The organism is Psychrobacillus vulpis (assembly GCF_006861825.1).
GTDB classification, from domain to species: Bacteria; Bacillota; Bacilli; order Bacillales_A; family Planococcaceae; genus Psychrobacillus; species Psychrobacillus vulpis.
The window spans coordinates 56,631-76,636 of sequence record NZ_VDGI01000017.1; the positions used below are offsets into that span (position 1 = coordinate 56,631).

19 protein-coding genes are annotated in these 20,006 nt (G+C 36.1%); 4 read left to right on the forward strand and 15 right to left on the reverse strand.

What is annotated here, in order from left to right; genetic code table 11:
* Positions 1 to 3: 3 nt before the first annotated feature.
* The 4 genes from FG384_RS14630 to FG384_RS14645 all read right to left on the reverse strand — a co-directional run bounded on the left by FG384_RS14630 (position 4) and on the right by FG384_RS14645 (position 2,293).
* Positions 4 to 1,215 carry a metallophosphoesterase family protein gene (locus FG384_RS14630; protein WP_142643351.1) on the reverse strand — a complete coding sequence of 404 codons (1,212 nt, stop codon included), beginning with the start codon at positions 1,213 to 1,215 and terminating at the stop codon, positions 4 to 6.
* Between the two features lie 308 nt (positions 1,216 to 1,523).
* Entirely contained in the window at positions 1,524 to 1,724 is a 201-nt protein-coding gene (locus FG384_RS14635; protein WP_142643352.1) for a hypothetical protein, read from the reverse strand.
* Between the two features lie 57 nt (positions 1,725 to 1,781).
* Complete coding sequence (locus FG384_RS14640; protein ID WP_142643353.1) at positions 1,782 to 2,093, reverse strand: DUF2178 domain-containing protein; 312 nt, start codon at positions 2,091 to 2,093, stop codon at positions 1,782 to 1,784.
* Between the two features lie 2 nt (positions 2,094 to 2,095).
* Entirely contained in the window at positions 2,096 to 2,293 is a 198-nt protein-coding gene (locus tag FG384_RS14645) for a helix-turn-helix transcriptional regulator (RefSeq protein ID WP_142643354.1), read from the reverse strand.
* 141 nt (positions 2,294 to 2,434) lie between these two features.
* Here FG384_RS14645 and FG384_RS14650 point away from each other — a divergent pair, with 141 nt between their 5' ends.
* Positions 2,435 to 2,620: a YhzD family protein gene (locus FG384_RS14650; protein WP_142643355.1), complete on the forward strand. Its 186-nt coding sequence runs from the start codon at positions 2,435 to 2,437 to the stop codon at positions 2,618 to 2,620.
* 181 nt (positions 2,621 to 2,801) lie between these two features.
* On the opposite strand, the gene FG384_RS14655 is transcribed toward FG384_RS14650, so the two are convergent.
* The 4 genes from FG384_RS14655 to FG384_RS14670 form a co-directional block, all read right to left on the reverse strand.
* Complete coding sequence (locus FG384_RS14655) at positions 2,802 to 3,581, reverse strand: enoyl-CoA hydratase (protein WP_142643356.1); 780 nt, start codon at positions 3,579 to 3,581, stop codon at positions 2,802 to 2,804.
* A 142-nt stretch (positions 3,582 to 3,723) separates the two neighbouring features.
* Positions 3,724 to 4,068 carry a YlbF/YmcA family competence regulator gene (locus FG384_RS14660; protein ID WP_142643357.1) on the reverse strand — a complete coding sequence of 115 codons (345 nt, stop codon included), beginning with the start codon at positions 4,066 to 4,068 and terminating at the stop codon, positions 3,724 to 3,726.
* Between the two features lie 20 nt (positions 4,069 to 4,088).
* Positions 4,089 to 5,231 carry a DUF445 domain-containing protein gene (locus FG384_RS14665; protein WP_142643358.1) on the reverse strand — a complete coding sequence of 381 codons (1,143 nt, stop codon included), beginning with the start codon at positions 5,229 to 5,231 and terminating at the stop codon, positions 4,089 to 4,091.
* Positions 5,232 to 5,297: 66 nt separating this feature from the next.
* Positions 5,298 to 5,687 carry a ferritin-like domain-containing protein gene (locus tag FG384_RS14670; RefSeq protein ID WP_142643359.1) on the reverse strand — a complete coding sequence of 130 codons (390 nt, stop codon included), beginning with the start codon at positions 5,685 to 5,687 and terminating at the stop codon, positions 5,298 to 5,300.
* Between the two features lie 72 nt (positions 5,688 to 5,759).
* On the opposite strand from FG384_RS14670, the gene FG384_RS14675 reads away from it, so the two are divergent.
* On the forward strand, positions 5,760 to 5,963 hold the full coding sequence (locus FG384_RS14675; RefSeq protein WP_142643360.1) for a YheE family protein: 204 nt from the start codon (positions 5,760 to 5,762) through the stop codon (positions 5,961 to 5,963).
* Positions 5,964 to 6,001: 38 nt separating this feature from the next.
* Here FG384_RS14675 and FG384_RS14680 read toward each other — a convergent pair whose 3' ends face one another.
* The 4 genes from FG384_RS14680 to chrA form a co-directional block, all read right to left on the reverse strand.
* Positions 6,002 to 7,258 (reverse strand): MFS transporter, encoded by a 1,257-nt coding sequence (locus FG384_RS14680; protein ID WP_142643361.1) that lies wholly within the window; start codon positions 7,256 to 7,258, stop codon positions 6,002 to 6,004.
* A 1,419-nt stretch (positions 7,259 to 8,677) separates the two neighbouring features.
* Complete coding sequence (locus FG384_RS14685) at positions 8,678 to 10,417, reverse strand: ABC transporter ATP-binding protein (protein ID WP_142643362.1); 1,740 nt, start codon at positions 10,415 to 10,417, stop codon at positions 8,678 to 8,680.
* A complete protein-coding gene (locus FG384_RS14690; protein WP_142643363.1) occupies positions 10,414 to 12,156 on the reverse strand; it encodes an ABC transporter ATP-binding protein in 1,743 nt (580 codons plus the stop codon). Before FG384_RS14690 ends, FG384_RS14685 begins: the two co-directional genes overlap by 4 nt.
* 394 nt (positions 12,157 to 12,550) lie before the next feature.
* Positions 12,551 to 13,708: a chromate efflux transporter gene (gene chrA / locus FG384_RS14695; protein ID WP_142643364.1), complete on the reverse strand. Its 1,158-nt coding sequence runs from the start codon at positions 13,706 to 13,708 to the stop codon at positions 12,551 to 12,553.
* Positions 13,709 to 13,953: 245 nt separating this feature from the next.
* On the opposite strand from chrA, the gene FG384_RS14700 reads away from it, so the two are divergent.
* Positions 13,954 to 15,297 (forward strand): hemolysin family protein, encoded by a 1,344-nt coding sequence (locus tag FG384_RS14700; RefSeq protein WP_240793441.1) that lies wholly within the window; start codon positions 13,954 to 13,956, stop codon positions 15,295 to 15,297.
* A 66-nt stretch (positions 15,298 to 15,363) separates the two neighbouring features.
* Positions 15,364 to 16,239, forward strand: coding sequence for a cation diffusion facilitator family transporter (locus FG384_RS14705; protein ID WP_142643365.1), 876 nt, complete (start codon positions 15,364 to 15,366; stop codon positions 16,237 to 16,239).
* A gap of 116 nt (positions 16,240 to 16,355) precedes the next feature.
* Here FG384_RS14705 and FG384_RS14710 read toward each other — a convergent pair whose 3' ends face one another.
* The 3 genes from FG384_RS14710 to FG384_RS14720 form a co-directional block, all read right to left on the reverse strand.
* Complete coding sequence (locus tag FG384_RS14710; RefSeq protein ID WP_142643366.1) at positions 16,356 to 17,003, reverse strand: response regulator transcription factor; 648 nt, start codon at positions 17,001 to 17,003, stop codon at positions 16,356 to 16,358.
* Positions 17,004 to 17,014: 11 nt separating this feature from the next.
* Positions 17,015 to 18,130, reverse strand: coding sequence for a GAF domain-containing sensor histidine kinase (locus FG384_RS14715; RefSeq protein ID WP_142643367.1), 1,116 nt, complete (start codon positions 18,128 to 18,130; stop codon positions 17,015 to 17,017).
* 143 nt (positions 18,131 to 18,273) lie between these two features.
* Positions 18,274 to 19,995 carry a phospho-sugar mutase gene (locus FG384_RS14720; RefSeq protein ID WP_142643368.1) on the reverse strand — a complete coding sequence of 574 codons (1,722 nt, stop codon included), beginning with the start codon at positions 19,993 to 19,995 and terminating at the stop codon, positions 18,274 to 18,276.
* Positions 19,996 to 20,006 lie beyond the last annotated feature (11 nt).

Consider the following 20,006-nt stretch of genomic DNA (forward strand, 5'->3'; position numbering starts at 1 on the left):
CGTTTATTCACTCCTCTGTGCAACAACTTTAGACAATAGCTGTTCTACCTCTTCTATGATTTCTTTCGTTAAGTCTGTTTCGATTGGGACAAGATATCTACTTCCTTTTGGATGCTGATACAGTTCCTTTAAAGTATACTTCCAATCGAAAGTGTTCCATTGTTGTATCAATTGCAATAGCATAGCAGATTCTTTTAATGTATCTTTTGACATTTCAAGTTTAAGCTGTTGTACGATAATAAAAGGATTTTTTTCGTCCATGCACTCTTGAATCACGGAAAGCCATTCTTCTTTAGTCGTTGATTGGAGCAGATCTTCCGTATCTTCCAATATATTAGTAAGTATTAAATCTACAATTGAATTACCATTTGATGCGCTATATGAAGTCAGCTTTTCTTCAATGCGAGCTATTAAATCGTTTGCATGGACGACACCTTCACAAGATACTTCTATTTCATCATAAATAAAAGAAGACGAGGGGATAAAATGAAGGACTGAATTCCCTTTTGATAAAGAGACATCATAGAATCCCTTCATTCCTTTTTCATTTCGATGCCTGCTTTGCGTATTTCCAGGATATACGATTGGAGGATCATTATGAAGAACTTGTCTTTTGTGAATATGACCAAGAGCCCAATAATCGTAGCCCTTCCCTATTAAATCGCTTTTACGAAAAGGAGCATAAACATCATGTTCTTCATTTCCTTCCACACTACCATGAAGCATTCCTATATGGTATTCACTAGCATCTTTCACTGATGGATAATAACGATGCATCGCTTCATTAATATGACGTTCCTTATAACTAAAACCAGTTACATGAACTTTTTTCCCTCTTACCTCAATCATTTTCGTTTCTACTTCTTCACCAAATACTTGTACATTATCTGGCAGCTGAAATCTCACCCATTTCCCACTTAAATGATCATGGTTGCCATAGCATAGAAAAACAGGAATTCCCTCCGACTGGAGAGATTCCATCCCTTTTTGAAATATATGCTGCGCACGTAAGCTTCTATTTTCTCCATCGTAAATATCTCCAACAATTAGTACAAAATCTGGCTTATTTTCTAACGCATACTCGATAATTCTAGTAAAAGCATGAAATGTACTCTCGCATATATCTTTCCATCTACTTTGCGGAATGGATGAAATACCTTTAAAAGGACTATCCAAATGCAAATCTGCTATATGAAGAAAACGAATTTCTGCCATTTAGTACACCCCTCATCAATTTGTCCTTGGCGTATTCGCTTCCACATTTTCCATCGAACTAATTCGATGAAATATCTGTGACATCCGCCAGTGGCTTTAACCTTATTCAGCTCCCTGAATGGGAGGAAGTTTTGACATTCTTCTCACTACTTATAGAAGTAGAAGACTTCTGCTAAATAAATTCAAAATAGAATATTTGTTCTTATTTTACCATAAGGAAAAGATTGCATACAATTAAATGTGTGCAATCTTTTAAGTAAATATATCCTATTAAATAAATAGATCATTGAACAGCTTAAATGAATTGGTTAATTAAGCATTCTTCGCTCTTTTTTTATCTGTTGAATTGTTACGATCAATCCAGTAAAACCAGCAGTAAAGGAACAAGGCACACTATAAATTAGATATTTCCATTGCTCGGTAAATAATGAAATAAACAAAAATATTATTGGAAATCCAATTAATACAAATAGCGAAACGAATAATGCCCATTTAGTATTATTTTTCATATTAATTACCTCCTTAAACTGAAAAAGCTAGAATTTATCAATATCCTTTTAGTAAATTTAGTTCGATTTATTAGCAATAATTGCACCAATTCCGTAAGAACTCATATGAACTACCCATATCCCCGTTAACAAGAAAAAAGCAAAACTTGGCCCTTCCATAACAATAATAATCATCCATACAATTAAAATTGTTATTGTCGTAACTAACCAAGATAAGGAGCGGGCTTTTTCATGTATTCTAATATAACGCTCATCAAACCATCTCCTCTTCTTCCCTATTCTTCTCATGATTAAAAACACAATCACCATCACTACAATCGCAAGAGGTAAACCTACCAAAAATGATAATAAATCAAAATCCTCATACATACCTATTCCTCCTCGTATATGAATATTTCCTCTATCGCACATTGGAACAATTTCGAGAGCTTAAAAGCTAATGTAATGGAAGGATTATACCGTCCTTTTTCTAACGATATAATCGTTTGTCTGGAAACATCCAGCAAGGCTGATAGCTCATCTTGTGTCATTCCTAAAGCAATCCGCTTTTCTCTTACTAAATTTTCCATGTGTATAACCACCTTCTTTGTAAAGCTAACTTTACGTAAAGTATACTTTACTTGCAAAACCATTGTCAAGCTCACTTTACATTTCCTTTTAACATTTTTTATGTATAATAATATGTAAGTATAATAAAGGGGTGTTGTTTCATGAAATCGTATAAATTTACTGCATTTGAACCAACAGGGAAGCTAATCGTAGAAGAGACATGGACTTTCGAGAATGATGACGAAGCAAAGAAAAAAGGGGAAGCAGCAATCGAAGAAAAAGGACTCCTAGAAACTACTCATCGTTTAGTTAATAGCGCAGGGAAGCTTGTATTATTCCACGTGTGATTTTAAGGGACTAAAACCGTATTGGTTTTAGTCCCTTTTTAGGAAGTTTTTCTTTAGAAATGATTTTAGTTGAAATTTTGAATGATTTAGTTGGAATAATCGTATCGTTAGTTGGAAAAGGAAATTTTGACATAAAAAGAGTTGCAGATTTCCATGGGATGATCTGCAACTACAATTTAATTTACTTTCCTTTAAACTCCGGTTGACGTTTTTGAACAAATGCTTGTATGCCTTCTAAATGATCTACTGTTTTACGCATGGCGGATTGATTCTTCGCTTCTTTTTCGAGTATTAATTCTAATTCTTTTATTTGATTGGCATGTAAAATTTCTTTGGAAGCGATCATTGCAGCTAATGGAGATTTCATTAGCTTTTGTGCATAGGACATTGCAGTTGCCCACCCCAAGCCTTCTGACGCTACTTCATCGACAAGTCCTATTTCTTTTGCTTCTTTTCCTTTAAATATTTGACCACTCCACATAAGCTGTTTTGCTCTTGGGATTCCTACTCTCTCTTTTAAGAAGAAATGGCCTCCGCCATCTGGTATTAGTCCTATACCTATAAAATTCATCGCCAGTTTACTATTTTCTTCTGCGATAATAATATCGCATGCTAGTACCATACTAAGACCAAGCCCCGCTGCTGCTCCGTGGACAGAAGCTATTGTAATTTGTGGCGAAGTATATAAAGCCATTGCAATACGTGAAACATATGACATCGCTTCTTCTATATTAAATGGATTGTCTGTATCTAACATTGCTTTAATATCTCCACCTGCAGAAAATGCACGTCCTTCTCCCTTTAATAGAAGCACTTGAACGGAAGTATCTTGTTTAATGGACTCGAGACATTCTGCAAGTTCTTTCATCATTACACCATTCATCGAATTCATTGCATCCGGTCGATTCAATATTAAAGTTGCAATTCGCCCTTCTTTTTCTAATAACAATGTTTTATACATAACTCTTTCCCCTTTATAAGTGAATAGTCATTCATTAATTACTATTTCGACAATCTCTACATAATTCCTTCTTCTATTCATGAAATACTTATAAGAACAAAAAAAGAATCTCCCACATTTTTTGTGGAAGATTCTATAAAATTTAAATGCCTTCGTATAACTCTTGTACAGGTTTTATTAATACACGATTAACTTCTTCAATTAATTGGCTTAATCCCATTTCAGCTTGTAGCATATGAAAAATTTTCTCATTTCCTTGTGCAAGTTGTGCCGTTTTTTGTGCGTATTCTAATTCCTCACCAGAAATTTCTTCACCCTTCATTTGTTTCTCCTGAAGAGACAATTGAATTTTGCGGAAGCTTTTAAACAAGGCAAGTGCCTCTGGATCTTCTTTCACAGACTCGACAGCTGCTTTTACATTGGAGAACTCATCTGTTTTACGAAGTGTTGCTTCTAATTTGTTAATGTCATCATAGATATTAATCATTTTTATTTTGCTCCTTTGATTTAACTTGTAAAAAATACAATTAATCCTTGGATTATCCCAATAAGACCACCAAGAACCCCACCTAGTACTGTTATCATTTTAAACTCTTTTTTCGATATGCCAAGTACAATTTCTTCTAAACGCGCAACTGGGAAAGAATCAACTTGTTCTTTAACCATTTCTTCTAATTTCATTTTGCGTAATATTTCCTCTAGCTTTGCTTCTGCTTCTATAAAAGCATATGAAATTAATTTTGGAACAAGCTTTGTTTGTGCCCATTCTGTTGCTTCTGGGAAATAATGAACTAAACTATGGTTCAGTCTCTCTTCTATTGCCAATTGTTTAGTCAAATATCCTTTCACATTAGCAATGACTGGTTCAAAATCGAATCCATCCATTATTTCTATAACAGGTCGATCTTTAAGCTTTTCCCATTCATTTTTTACGATTTTCTCCAACATATTTTTTGTTCCGGGTGCTCTTAAAAACTTTAATATCTCTGGCTGTACCTTACCAGCAAGAGAGGAAGATTCCCCAACGAACATTTGAATCATGCTTCCAAGTGTTCCTTTTGTTGAAAGAAAATCATCAATTAAATTTTTTACGGTCATTTTCCCTTCTTCCGAGACGAAAAATTCTTCACCTTTTAGAAGGATATACCCTACTATTTCTGCTACTTTACTATCCGCTTTCAGTTGCCAATCTACTGGAGCAAGCTGACGGATCGTTTCATGCTCAAATCGAGTTTTTAAACGGTTAAATTGAATGTCCACTTGCTCATTAATTTTTTCATTTGCCATTGATGCAACATTCTCAATACCGCCAAACATTAACCAATCTCCGATAGTTTTATCTGAAAGAAGAATCTTCTCATTTAATTGTTGAACAATTATTTTTGTCGTTTTCTCTTGCATTTCATCATTAAAATATTTTCTTTTAAAGATGTCAGGAGTTAGTAAGTGATTAATCACTGTGTTTCCTAATTGTTTTGCAAGTTCGTCACGTCTTTTTGGTATTAACCCTGGTGTGAATGGAACCCGCCATGATCCAATATATTTTGCTTCATGTGGTCTAAATAACATTTTAATAGCATAGTGATTCGTTACTGCCCCAATAGCTGCTCCGACTGCTGCCATAAATACAATCGTCCATATTAACCCCATCTATTTCACCTTTTTCCTCTAACTTCACACTTATTATAGCAGAGGAATGGTAAACTCTGAAATTATTTACAACGCATTGTACATCATTGATAAACGGATCGCATGCTCTGTCTCGTCATGCATCGCCACAAATAATGGTGCATACGCTTGTTGAATTGGTATTTGTAGTAACATTTCTTTATACATTTCTGCAGCCTCTAGCTCATCTTTAACTGCACTTTTTGCACATGCCTTTAAATTTATGCAGGAAGCGCGTTTTTGCAAGTTTTGTACAAAAGTCCCTGTCAGCATATAATAGAGTTGTTGGAACATTTCATAATGGCTTTTTTCATCCTCATACATATGTTGAATAAATCCTTGCCAATATGGATCGCTCGTTAAATTATACATACTTTTGTAATAATGATAATCTGCATATTCATTTTGTATCGCTTTTTGTAAATTTTCTACAAACAATTTGATGCTCCTTCGCTAGTCATTTCTACTAGTGTATGCGAGCAAATTATGTCACATGAAAGGTTGATATGTATGTTACAGCATTTTAGCTTTAAACCGCTTTTTGAAAACAAACAATTACCAGGTTGGTCTATTTCATTTTTCTATAAACAAACCAGATATACTGGAGAATACGATGCAGATGGCACGATTAAATGGATAGGGGAAATACCTACGGAAGAAGAAACTGTTAAAAAAATGATTCATGAGCTAATGTTGTTTCATGTATATGATTAAGAAAAGCGCTGGGGATACTATTTTCCCTAGCGCTTTTCTTATGAAGACCCCATTTTCTTTCTTCCAAATAAAATATAAAAATACGTTGCTGCAATTATATATAAAATACCTGTAATCGAAAATGTATAAGCATAGCCCCAATAGAATCCATATGCCATTACTAGCCCAGTAGATATTGCTCCTGTGCTAGCCCAACCGATATTAAATACCATTTGGTTTACCGAGTTTGCAAGCCCTTTGTATTTATCGTGAACTAGATCCATCGCAATCGCACTTTGTATCGGATTTCCAGCATTCATCAGTGCTTGACGAAGCAAAAAACCAACAGATGCAACTGCAAGTGAATTTGTATATCCTGTGATAAATAAAAAAGGAATAGAAAGTAGCTGGAATATCACTAATGCGCGAACTTGACCAACCTGTTTCACAAGTGCAGGACCTAACAACATCGCAACAGCTGTCATAGCAGATCCAAGTGACAAAACTAGCCCAATATAAGCATTCGATGCGTCAAATCGATTAGAGAAATATAAATTTAAATAAGGAATAACTAATCCAGAGCCTGTTCCTATAAGCAAATTAGCAAATCCAAACAGCACAATAATCTTAATATTTCGCTTAAAATTACTAGGTAACTCTTTCTCTATTAAGTTTGTAGCTTTCTCTTTTTCCACTATATTCTCACTCGGTTTTAACCCGAATAATGGAAAAAGTCCGAATGTGAAAATAACTGCTCCCACTATCAATGCCCACTCTATAGATTCTTGAACAGACATACTAGCATACATATGTAGCACGTCCGCTAGTACTCCTCCCCCTAAGCTTCCAATTACACTTGCAATCGTCACCAAAGAAAAGTGAATACTAAACAAATGCATTCGTTCACTAGCTTTTGAGTTCTCAGCTAAAAAAGGTACACCAGAAACTTGAACAAGTGCCATAAAAAGACCCGTAAAAAAAGCTGCATAGACGATAGACTGCTCCCCTTCTGAAACACTTCGGTAAAAGAGAGTGAAAGCCGTTATAGTAGTTCCTATAACAATAATCCATTTACGTCCAAAACGATCACTTAAAAAACCTGCTGGAATAAGCATAATAGCCGTTGCAAGCGAGGTCATGGAGATCACTTTACCGCTTACTGTCTCTGGAAAACCTAGTTCTTTTACATATAGATTGTACATTACTGAAAATACTCCCATTCCAATTTGGATGAGTATATTTGCAAGCATGAACAATCGTATATTTTTATTAAAAGAAGATATCTTCATTTTCCAATCTTGCATCCACTTAATCATACAGGACCTCTTTTTTATTTATTTCGTTTCTCTAAATATACGACTACCGGTAAAAAAGTTCAATAGCAAACATTAGATTACATACGCGATTTTAGATTCGAAGCCAGGGCACTAAAAAACTGTCTATTTTTTTTGGTAAATACTTTTATATTTCTAGAAAATCGTTGAAAAAGGCGACACTCCTGCGGGAGCAGCGTTAGCCGAAGACCCCGCAGCGGAGCGAGGAGGCTAAGGCAACGCCCGTGGAAAGGGAGCCTTTTCAACGATTTTCTTATCTATTAGGATATTGGACAAGCCCATCTGGCACCTTCGAATGATAGAGACGTTTTCATTTCTAGAAAATCGTTGAAAAAGGCGAACTCCTGCGGGAACATCGTTAGCCGAAGACCCCACAGCGAAACGAGGAGGCTAAGGCAACGTCCGCGGAAAGGGAGCCTTTTCAACGATTTTCTTATCTATTAGGATATTGGACAAGCCCATCTGGAACCTTCAAATGATAGAGACTTTTTCATTTCTAGAAAATCGTTGAAAAAGGCGAAACTCCTGCGGGAACATCGTTAGCCGAAGACCCCACAGCGGAGCGAGGAGGCTAAGGCAACGCCCGCGGAAAGGGAGCCTTTTCAACGATTTTCTTATCTATTAGGATATTGGACAAGCCCATCTGGCACCTTGGAATGATAGAGACGTTTTCATTTCTAGAAAATCGTTGAATAAGGCGACACTCCTGCCGGAACAACGTTAGCCGAAGACCCCACAGCGAAACGAGGAGGCTAAGGCAACGTCCGCGGAAAGGGAGCCTTTTCAACGATTTTCTTATCTATTGGAATATTAGGCAACCACATCTGGCAACGTCATTTATTAGGACTTCTCAGATAAACACTATTTATTTATAGAAACTCGTTGAAAAAGGCGACACTCCTGCGGGAACAACGTTAGTCGAAGACCCCGCAGCGAACGAAGAGACTGAGGCAACGCCCGCGAAAAGGGAGCCATTTCAACGAATTTCTTATCTATTGGAATATTAGGCAACCACATCTGGCAACGTCATTTATTAGGACTTCTCAGATAAACACTATTTTTTTATAGAAAATCGTTGAAAAAGGCGACACTCCTGCGGGAACAGCGTTAGCCGAAGACCCCGCAGCGGAGCGAGGAGGCTAAGGCAACGTCCGCGGAAAGGGAGCCTTTTCAACGATTTTCTTATCTATTCGGTTAATGTACCACGCCGGATATGGACATTTTCAGTGCTCACTATCGTGCGGGCCAAGCAGGCAACGACACAGACACAACTACTTTTACATTTGACCCCAAAGGGTATGACCCTGGAGTCTGGATGTAGAAACTCGTGTTGAAATTTATCCACACGTCAAAATTTTATAGTTTTCCAAGCAACGAAAAAGGGAATATCCCTGCACGTTTTTACACGTGCTGAGATACTCCTGCTTGTAATTTATACATTTGTTCATATCGACCTTGTAGTTGTAGTAACTCTTCATGTGTTCCACTTTCCACAATTTCACCACGATCAAGTACTAAAATACGGTCTGCATTTTTAATAGTAGAAAGTCGATGTGCAATGATAAAAGTCGTTCTTCCTTTTTTCAGTACATCCATCGCATGCTGAATTATTTCTTCTGTTTCCGTATCAATATTAGAAGTTGCTTCATCTAAAATAAGAATAGCAGGATCAAATGCAAGTGCTCTCGCAAAAGAGACTAACTGTCTTTGACCAGAAGATAATGTGCTACCCTTCTCAATTACGGGTTCATCCAAACCTTTTTCAAGATTTTTCAACACTCGCTCTCCACCAACTGCATCTAATGCTGCCTCCACTTTCTCACGAGAAATTCGTGGATCGTTTAGACTTACGTTCGACTCAATTGTTCCAGAGAATAAATACGGATCTTGCAATACAATTCCCATATGCTCACGAATTGTTTGTCTTGGTAACGTTGTTATATCTACTCCATCAATAAGAATCTTCCCTTTAGACGGATCATAGAATCGGAACAATAAGTTCATAATAGAACTTTTACCTGACCCTGTATGACCAACAAGCGCTACCGTTTCTCCTTTATTTGCAATAAAGTTTAAGTTCTTCAAGACATACTCTTCTTCTTTGTATGCAAAGAAAACATTTTGAAACTCAACATTCCCTTCGTAACGCTCTATTCGTTGATCTTCCACTTTCTCTCCTGGCTGATCAAGTAATTTAAATACACGATTTCCAGCCACAAGTGATCGTTCTAATTGTGAGAACTGATTTACGATACCTGTAATTGGGTTGAATAATCTTGTCGTATAATCCACGAACGCATAAAGCATACCAGCTGAAACGATTGTATTTGGATCCATCGATTGAAATCCAAAATAAGCGATAAACATAATGAACATAATCGAGCGTAGTACGCTTACTAAGTTAAACGCTGTAGCCGAATCGAGTACTAGTAGTTTCTTCTGATAGAGATAATGTTCCTCGTTCATTTCTTCAAATTCACGATCCATTTGTTTTTCTCTTTTAAATGCTTGAATAATGGACATTCCTTGAATCGATTCATTGAGCATTGCATTTAAATCGGCAATCTTTGTTCGCACAATATGATTATATTTGGAAGCATATTTTCGATATCCAATCATCCAAACATACACGATTGGAACAACAAATAGCGCCATTGCAGCCATCTTCGCATCTAAGATGAAAAGTGCTACATAAACACCAGTAATAGAAATAATACTAGTTGCAAACTGAGATAACACTTGCACATATAAGTTACGAATTGCTTCTGTATCATTTGTTACACGTGCAACCACTTTACCTGCTGGCAAATTATCAAAGTATTGGATTGGCAATGTTTGGATATGTTGAAATACATCATTACGCAGCTTCTGTACTACTCGATTTGCACCAACTTGTAGATTAATAAACATAAAATATCTAAAAACGGCTGTTACTATTGTTAAACTGAAGAATAGAACCAATAGCATTAAAATTGGCTGAATATCAATAGAGCCGTCAGTAATATGCTCATCAATTATTCTTTTAGCAATGAAAGGACCTGATAAATCGGCAAACACTGCAATTGTTAAAAAGATTAGTCCAAGGATTATTGGTCTTTTATAAAATAACGCATAATGGTAGAGTCGTTTTCCAGTACTCATGACGACACCCCCTCAAGCTGTTGACGATCGTATTGTTCTTTATACCAGCCATTTTGTTCAAGAAGTTCCTCATGGGTCCCTTCTTCAACAATTAACCCTTCATCTAAAACGATAATATGGTCTGCATGCTGAATACCTGACAATCGATGCGTCGTAATAATTGTTGTCTTCCCACTACGTTCGTTTTGTATATTTTCAATAATTTTCGCTTCTGTTTTTGCATCTACTGCAGATAGCGAATCATCTAATAATAATATTTCTGGATTTTTGATAAGTGCACGCGCTATAGACACACGCTGTTTTTGACCACCAGATAATGAAACACCTTTTTCTCCAACTAATGTTTCTAGACCCATTGGTAAATTCATCAAATCTTGTTGAAAATGTGCTAAGCGTAATGCATCTTCTAACTCTTCTTCCGTAGCATCTTCTTTCCCAAAAAGAATGTTTTGACGGATTGTTCTAGAAAATAAAACATGATCTTGAGGAACATACCCGATCCATTCTAAAACTTGGTCCTTCGTTTGCTCAGAAATAGCTGTCTCTCCTATCGTCAGTTGACCGGATCCAATCGGATATTCCTTTAATAATTGTTTCATAAAGGTTGTTTTTCCTGCACCAGTTTTCCCGACAATTCCAAGTGTTTGACCTTTTTGAAGGTTCACTCGAATACTTTGAAGATTTTTTACTTGAGATAATGGATATTGGAATCCTACATCTTCAAATCCTATTGACTTCACATCTTTTAATGGAACTGGTACTGTCGGATCTTTTACGTCCTTCTCATAATCTAATGTTTCATGGACACGATCAAGAGAAGCGTTTCCTCTTTGCATGACATTGATTAATTCTCCAATTGCGAACATTGGCCAAATTGCCATACCTAAGTAAACGTTAAAGGTGATTAAGTTCCCTACGGACATTTCACCTTTGGATACGAGATAAGCTCCGTAACCTAAAGCAACAACATAACTGATACCTGTTCCGACTTTTGTAATTGGTCCGAACAATGCATCAATTCGCTCTACTACCATGTTTTTTTCATATACCTCTTCACTCATATCAGCGAACTTTTTTTCATCTGCACGTTCTTGAACGTATGCTCGAATAACTCGAACACCTGCAATAGACTCTAGCACACGGTCATTCAAATCTCCGAAAGCATCTTGTGCTGTCGTGTATTTTTCATGAATGATTTTCCCTAAATATTTCATAATAAAAGCTAAAATCGGAATAGGTAAAAGTGCAAAAAATGTAAGCTTCCATGAAATAATGAAACCCATTGCGAGGATGAGTGCAGCCATATACATCGTAGAATCGATCAATGTCATAATTCCAAAGCCAGCTGTTGTAGCAACAGCATTTAAGTCATTCGTTGCACGAGCCATTAAATCTCCCGTACGATTTTTTTCATAAAAAGTCGGGGTCATACTTAAAAACTTTCGATTTAACTTTGTTCGTAATATACGTTCGATTGAAATAGATCCACCAAATAATTGATATTGCCAAACAAAGTTCAAACTATATCCGACAATTATCATACCAACAAAGTACAATACATATTGCATTAACAAATCAGATGTCATTTTCCCCAATGTAATCGAATCGATTGCCTTTCCGACTAACCATGGTGGCAAGACTTCAAAAGCACTAGCTACAATAAGTAAGCTTACAGCTATCGTATATCGCTTCCAATGGTCTTTAAAAAACCATTTTAATTTAAATAATACTGAGAACATTTTTTAACCCCTCATTTCTTTTCTCTCTTTATTCATGTTCGGCTACCCGCCTTCAAGTGATTCCTTTAACAAAATTTGTTTTGTTCGTTGAATAAGCATATTCAACACTCCTTTTCATTCATTTGACACCAAAATATGGAAGTGATTAGACGCAAAAAAGCACATTACCAATAGTACGGTAATGTGCTTCAAAAATAGACAATACTATAAATCCGAGTTGTCTATTAATAAATCAAATTTTCGTCTGATGGCAGGTATGAACAAATTATTAAATTGTTTGTAGTATCTTTTAAACGATTCATTTTTCATACCTCCATTTCTTTAATATTTAGTGTCCCTTAACATTAGCACATAGAAATTTCCATTGTCAATACTTTTTGAAAAAAATGACTAATTAAACAATATGAACAACTGCGCCAATTATTACACTTAATAATACTACTTTAATCGGTGCCCATTTATACACTACGAGTAAAGTAAAAGTGATTAACACTAGTACAAAGTCCATTGAACTGTTTACAGCACTTGTAAAAACTGGATCATATAAAGCAGCGAGAAGAATTCCTACAACTGCTGCATTTACACCTTTTAGCGTAGCTTGAACTCCTCTTTTCGAGCGGATAATAGACCAAAACGGTAATGTTCCAAGTACTAGAAAAAAGGAAGGTAAAAACATGGCAACTACTGCAACAATTGCTCCAAAAGTTCCTGCAGTAACTTGTCCTAAGTAACCAGCTAATGTGAATAGCGGACCCGGAACCGCTTGTGCTGCTCCATAACCAGCAAGAAATAAATCAGATGAAACATCTACTTCCCGTTGTAGCATCGGTAGAACGACATGACCACCGCCAAAGACAATAGAACCAACACGATAATATGTATCGAAAATTGAAAAATATATAGATTGAGTAAAAGGCTTAATAATCGGTAAAAAAATTAATAATGTAAAAAACAACATCCAACTGATTAAACCTGTCTTTTTACCAAAAGTAAGCTGCATTTTTGGCGCAGCTATCACTACTTCCTTTTTATAATAAAAAAATCCGAAAAGGCCCGCTGCTATAATAATACCAATTTGTCCAATTGCAGTAGGAATAAGTAATGTTAAGATAGCACAAGCTATTCCAATAGAAATTCTAGTTTTGTCTGGAGCAAGTGATTTTTGCATACCAAGTACAGCATGCGCCACTACTGCTACAGCAACTATTTTTAGTCCTTTTATCCAACCACTATCAAATGTACCTGTTGATGTTACAAACGTTGCAAATAGCATAAGTATAATTACAGATGGCAATGTGAAACCTAACCAAGAAATGATTCCGCCTAATAATCCCCCTCTTAATAATCCTATCGAAATTCCTACTTGAGAAGAAGCGGGGCCAGGTAAAAATTGACATAACGCAACGATATCTGCAAATAATTTATCATCTAGCCATTTACGTTTCTGTACATATTCTTCACGAAAATAACCAATATGTGCAGTTGGTCCTCCAAATGATGTTAAACCTAACTTTGTTGCAGCCTTTAAAATTTCTGTATATTTGTTTTTCATTTATCTCCCCCCATGATTGTTCAGTTACTATTATCATATAAAATTAACTTTTCGTTTAATAAGTTTATGTAAATTCTTATAGTGACGAAACTACCAGGAGAGATGATTAATCATTCCGTTCCAAGAAGAAAGATTTGTATTTTACTTTACATTATTTTATTATTAAATATAGAAACTATTTTTTAGAAAACAGGAGGTGTACACTTTGTTCTACCCCTCATTCGGGTTAGGGACAAAGTAATTATTTGGACATAGCCATACGATTGACAGCATTTGCTGTCTTAATCGCGTTCACTGCATTTTTCGTTGCGAGTGAATTTGCAATCGTAAAAGTAAGAACGACAAGAATTGATCAGCTTATTGCTGAAGGAAACAAAAAGGCGATAAATGCGAAAAAGCTCGTCTCGAATTTGGATGAATATTTATCTGCCTGTCAGCTCGGTATTACCATTACTGCTTTAGGTTTAGGGTGGCTTGGAGAACCGACTGTAGAAGCATTATTACATCCAGCTTTTGAATATTTCGCCCTTCCGGAGAGTGTTTCCTCCGTACTTTCATTTATCATTGCATTTTCTCTTGTAACGTTCATACACGTAGTTGTAGGTGAATTAACACCAAAAACTTTTGCAATTCAAAGAGCAGAAGCAATTACTTTAGCTGTTGCAAAACCTTTGATTCTTTTTGATTACCTTATGTATCCAGTTATTAGAGGGATGAATGGTTCCGCACGTTTCTTAGCTGTTCGAGTATTTGGTTTAAAATCAGTTTCAGAATCAGAAGTAGCCCATTCAGAAGAAGAGCTTCGTATGATTCTATCTGACAGCTTAAAAAGCGGAGAAATTAACCAAGCGGAATATAAATATGTAAATAAGATTTTTGAATTTGACGATCGTATTGCAAAAGAAATAATGGTTCCACGAACAGAAATTATTTCGATTGATAAAGATCTAACATTAAATGAAGTATTCGAGTTAATAGGTGTAGAACAATATACAAGGTATCCAGTAACAGATGGCGACAAAGACCATATTATTGGACTTGTAAATATGAAAAATTTATTAACTGCTTATATAAAAAATCCGGAAAACGGATCTACCCCAGTTATTGATTATATGCAACCGATTATTCGTGTTATTGAAACAATGCCAATTGCTGATTTATTACTTAAAATTCAGCGTGAAAGAATTCATATGGCTATTTTGATGGACGAATATGGTGGTACGTCTGGATTAGTAACGATTGAAGACATTATCGAAGAAATTGTTGGAGATATTCGCGACGAATTCGATACGGACGAAATTCCAGAGGTTCAAAAAATGGGTGACAATCATTATATTGTAGACGCCAAAATGCTAATCGAGAACGTAAATGATTTACTTTCCATTGATATTGATGAAGATGATATCGATACAATTGGCGGTTGGTTTATGACAAAAAGCTTCGATGCAGTAAAAGGCGAAAAAATGCTAGAACAAGGCTATGAATTTATGGTAAAAGATATTGATGGTCATCATATTCAATATTTAGAAATCATGAAAATAGCTCCTGAAGAAGAAGCTTTAGAAAATAACTTATTAACAGAACAATAATTGGAAACGACTCTCTATATGGGGGTCGTTTTCGTATGCCTAAAAATGTTGAAAAGAGGAAAAACTTTGGAACTATATACAAATTTACGTGAAGGGGAAAAAGGTGCTTGGATTAGTATTTGCATTTATATATCTCTTAGTATCTTCAAACTAAGTGCTGGTTATATTGGCTCTTCAGAGGCTTTAAAAGCAGATGGTTTAAACAACTTCACAGATATAATTGCTTCCATAGCCATCTTGATTGGGCTGCGAATATCACAGAAGCCACCAGATGATCATCATCAATATGGACATTTGCGTGCAGAAACGATTGCCTCCTTGGTAGCGGCATTTATCATGGCTTCCATTGGTATTCAAGTAATCATTCAAGCCATTACTCATTTGATAAACCCTATTGAGCAACAGCCTTCATTTCTAACCGCTATTGTTGCTTTCATCAGTGCGATTGTGATGTACGCAGTATACCGATACAATTTAAGATTAGGCACACGTATTAACAGTCCTGCAGTAAAAGCGGCTGCATATGATAATCGCTCCGATGCATTTGTAAGTTTGGGAGCGACTATAGGTATTATTGGTTCTATCATTGGATTTCCAATTTTAGATGGCATCACAGCATTAATTGTTGGGATCATTATTATGATTACGGCTTACAATATTTTTCACGAAGCGGCATACACATTATCCGATGGGTTCAATGTGGAAGAAGCTGAATCGTTATCTACAATAGTAAAGCATGTGATAGGCGTAGAAACTGTAAAAAATTTCAAAGGAAGAATGCATGGTAATCTTATGTTTATCGATTTAACAGTTACGGTCGATCCAACTCTTAATGTCATTGACAGTCACCGAATAACAGAAGAAATTGAACAAAAAATTATGAAGGTTAAACCTTTTTCAGTCGTTCATGTTCATATAGAGCCACATATGGAAAATGATTGATCGATTCTCTCACAAGATTGATCGATTATTGCGGTAGATTGATCGATTATCACGATAGATTGATCGATTCCCGCTTTTCCATAACACGGTGAGTTCAAAGTCTCTCACCGTGTTTTTTACAACCCACTTGGCTCTGTAAGTCCGTGCTTCACTGCATATAATGCAGCCTGTGTACGATCTTGGACTTGAAGCTTCGCGAATATATTCGATATATGTGTTTTAACTGTTTTTTCGGTGACAAATAAGGACGAAGCAATTTCTCGATTGCTCTTTCCCTTAGTTAACTCTGATAAAACATCTTGTTCTCTCGGTGTTAAAGGATGTTCCTCATGTGGGCTTAATTTTACTGGCTCATATTCCTTCTGAAGTTGCGTTGTTGCTTCAGGATGTAATGTATTTTCTCCTCGCATTAATTTGCGAATAGCTTCTGCCAGTTCATCTGGTTCAATGTCTTTTAATTGATACCCAGCTGCTCCTGCTTTCAATGCTGGGATAACGTGATCTCTATCTGAAAAGCTTGTAAGCATTAAAATTTGAATTTGTGGATATTTTGCTTTTATTCGTTTTGTTGCTTGAATGCCATCCATTTCTGGCATGACAAGATCCATTAAAACTACGTCTGGCTTCAAAGAAGTTGTCATTTCTACAGCTTCTCTACCATTCGTTGCTTCTCCAACGATATCCATATCCTTTTGTGTTTTTAAGAAGAACATTAAACCTCTTCTTACTACATGATGGTCGTCTGCGATTAATACTCGTATCATGCGTATCCCCCCTAATATGGTAAACGTACTAAAATTTCTGTTCCTTTATTCCATTCCGTCACCCAATCCACAGTTCCTCCAACGGAATGTGCTCTGTCTCTCATGCTCTGTAATCCAATGGAAGGTAGATTTTTGGATTCACTCATGTGGAATCCACATCCTTCATCTTTAACAACTAGAAGTACATCTGTAGACGTAATTGTTAAATATAGTTCTGCTCTTAAGACACCTGAATGCTTTCGAATATTGTTTAATGCTTCTTGTGCAATGCGAAATAGTGTCTCCTCAATACTTGCAGGTAGATTAATGACACCTTTTACATTGACCGTTAGTGTTAATCCTAAAATCTCCCCGTAACCTTTCAACCCTTCTATTATCCCAGATTCCAAACCTTTCGGACGAAGCTGCCATATAAGTGCCCGCATTTCTGTTAGGGCATCTTGTGTTAAATATTGAATTTCTTTAAATGTGTTTTTTATTTCTTGATGCTCGGTCATTTCTATCCCACCGCGAGCCGTTAATGTAACCGAAAATAGCAATTGATTTACCGAATCATGCAAATCCCGTGCTAGACGATTTCTTTCTTGAACTAATGCAACTTGCTGCTCCTGCTTTGTCAAAAATATTCGTTTTATCGCAGACCCAATTTGAAATGCGACAGACTCTAGTAGCGCAAGCTCCCCTTCAGAGAAGCGAATCGTATTGGGCGTGGCTACATTTAAAAGACCAAATCTCTCCTGTCCCGATTGTAATGGAACTGTTGCATGATGTGTGATTCCGTCATTGTCTTCATCGTTCGTCTTTCTTGCATTAACAATCCGCTTACACTCAATAATATTAGAAGCTTTTTTTAGCTCACCATTTCGAAATCTTGATACACACCAACATCCACCCTTTTGCAAATGCCTGCAATCATTTTGTTTAAGTGCTTTCGGCAAATTTTCGTGAGAGATAAGCTGTTGTTTTCCTTTTTCATCGATAAAGAAAATCCATCCGGTCTCAAAAATAGTACCTTCCAGTAGCTTTTGGAGTGCTCCTTGCAGCATATTTTCCATTTCGGTTTCTTCATTTAAAAACTCTGCAATTTCTTTTAATAATTCTATATTTGAGAGTTCATTTGACTGCATGTAAACTCCTCCATGTATATAATCCACTTATATTCTATCTTAACATTTATTGTTACCTACTTGCGAAAACAAATCATCATACTTTTGACTGAAAAAAAGGCGAAGAATTAGCTTTTTCACTAATCTTCGCCTTCATTTTCTGTTTAGTCTTCTAAATATATATTCATAGTAGCAGTAAATGATGTCTTCAAAGCTTCTAGCTTCTCGATGCTTTCCTGTTCTGATTCGCTTGTCACGCCGAAATAATATTTTATCTTCGGTTCCGTTCCACTTGGCCTTACACATACCCACGAACCATCAGCAAGGAAATACTTAATCACATTCGATTTTGGTAATAAAAGCTGCTCCGCTTCTCTACCGTCCGTAAAAGTTCTTTGTTGGATGTAGTAATCCTCTTGCGATTGTATTGTTACTCCTGCAACATCTGATAGTTTATTTATACGAACTTGTTCGAGTAAATTTTTGATCGTATTTGCTCCACTAACACCTTTTTTCGTTACAGATACTAGACCTTCTAGGTAATAGCCATGTCTTTCATATAATACATGTAATAAATCCACTAATGTCATACCTTGTTTTTTATAATAAGCAGCTGCTTCTACAATTGCTAATACACTTTGTATTGCATCTTTATCGCGAGCAAAGCTTTTTACTAGATAGCCATAGCTTTCTTCATAGCCAAATAAAAACTGATATTCCTTTGTCTCTTCGTATTGTTTAATCTTTTCACCAATAAATTTAAAGCCAGTCAATACATCTTCTGTACTTGCCCCATGGTACTCTGCAATAACTCGACCAAAATCAGAAGTTACAATCGTCTTAAAAATACGACCTTTTGCTGGCATTTCACCTTTTTCTTTCTTTTGTGTTAATAGATATTCGATTAAAATAGCACCTGTTTGATTGCCAGTTAACAGCTTATAGCCTCCGTCTGTTTTAACTGCTAGTCCAACGCGGTCCCCATCAGGATCTACTGCAACAAGAATATCTGCATCATATTTGTTTCCATACTGAACTGCATATTCAAAAGCACTTTGTTCTTCTGGATTTGGAGATATTAAAGTTGGAAATTCACCATTCGGTTCCATTTGTTCTTCTACGTAATAAATATGCTTATACCCAGTTTCACTTAAAATTCGTTTAACAGTTTTACCAGAAGCTCCGTGAAGTGGTGTAACGACTACTTTCAAATCAGTGTTTGAAGCTAACATTGGATTTTCTTGGACTGTTTTTAATTGTTCGATATATGCTTTATCGATTTCTTCATCTAAATGAACAACTAGATTTTCATCCACATCGTTTCTTTTTATATGTAAAGCATCTCCAGCTTGGTTGACATATTGAATGACAGCATCTGCATCATGAAGATTTAGTTGTGCTCCGTCTTCTCCATATACTTTGTATCCATTGTATTCAGGTGGATTATGACTTGCCGTAATTACAATACCCATATATGCATGTAGCTGTCGAACTGAATAGGAAAGCTGTGGTGTCGTTCTAGGTTCACTATATAAATAAGCCTTTACACCATTTGAAGCTAACGTATGTGCTGCCTCACGTGCAAATTCAGGTGAATGTCTGCGACTATCATAAGCAATTACTACTCCACGACTCATCGCATCTGATCCTGCAGCCTTTATATAAGAAGCTAGTCCTGTAGTAGCTTTACGAATCGTATAAGTATTCATACGATTCGTACCTGCTCCTATCTCTCCTCGCATTCCACCCGTACCAAATTCTAAATCTCGGTAAAATGCGTCCTCCATTCTTTTTTCATCTCTTGCTAATTGCTGCAGATCTTCCTTCCAAACAGACTCTATTTCATCATAGCTATTCCATTGTTCGAATAATTGTTTAAACGACATTTAGTGAAACT

Coding starts and splice junctions, on each gene's coding strand:
- FG384_RS14630 (WP_142643351.1), bottom strand. CDS start 1,215: ATGGCAGAAATTCGTTTTCTTCATATAGCAGATTTGCATTTGGATAGT.
- FG384_RS14635 (WP_142643352.1), bottom strand. CDS start 1,724: ATGAAAAATAATACTAAATGGGCATTATTCGTTTCGCTATTTGTATTA.
- FG384_RS14640 (WP_142643353.1), bottom strand. CDS start 2,093: ATGTATGAGGATTTTGATTTATTATCATTTTTGGTAGGTTTACCTCTT.
- FG384_RS14645 (WP_142643354.1), bottom strand. CDS start 2,293: ATGGAAAATTTAGTAAGAGAAAAGCGGATTGCTTTAGGAATGACACAA.
- FG384_RS14650 (WP_142643355.1), top strand. CDS start 2,435: ATGAAATCGTATAAATTTACTGCATTTGAACCAACAGGGAAGCTAATC.
- FG384_RS14655 (WP_142643356.1), bottom strand. CDS start 3,581: ATGTATAAAACATTGTTATTAGAAAAAGAAGGGCGAATTGCAACTTTA.
- FG384_RS14660 (WP_142643357.1), bottom strand. CDS start 4,068: ATGATTAATATCTATGATGACATTAACAAATTAGAAGCAACACTTCGT.
- FG384_RS14665 (WP_142643358.1), bottom strand. CDS start 5,231: ATGGGGTTAATATGGACGATTGTATTTATGGCAGCAGTCGGAGCAGCT.
- FG384_RS14675 (WP_142643360.1), top strand. CDS start 5,760: ATGTTACAGCATTTTAGCTTTAAACCGCTTTTTGAAAACAAACAATTA.
- FG384_RS14680 (WP_142643361.1), bottom strand. CDS start 7,258: ATGATTAAGTGGATGCAAGATTGGAAAATGAAGATATCTTCTTTTAAT.
- FG384_RS14685 (WP_142643362.1), bottom strand. CDS start 10,417: ATGAGTACTGGAAAACGACTCTACCATTATGCGTTATTTTATAAAAGA.
- FG384_RS14690 (WP_142643363.1), bottom strand. CDS start 12,156: ATGTTCTCAGTATTATTTAAATTAAAATGGTTTTTTAAAGACCATTGG.
- chrA (WP_142643364.1), bottom strand. CDS start 13,708: ATGAAAAACAAATATACAGAAATTTTAAAGGCTGCAACAAAGTTAGGT.
- FG384_RS14710 (WP_142643366.1), bottom strand. CDS start 17,003: ATGATACGAGTATTAATCGCAGACGACCATCATGTAGTAAGAAGAGGT.
- FG384_RS14715 (WP_142643367.1), bottom strand. CDS start 18,130: ATGCAGTCAAATGAACTCTCAAATATAGAATTATTAAAAGAAATTGCA.
- FG384_RS14720 (WP_142643368.1), bottom strand. CDS start 19,995: ATGTCGTTTAAACAATTATTCGAACAATGGAATAGCTATGATGAAATA.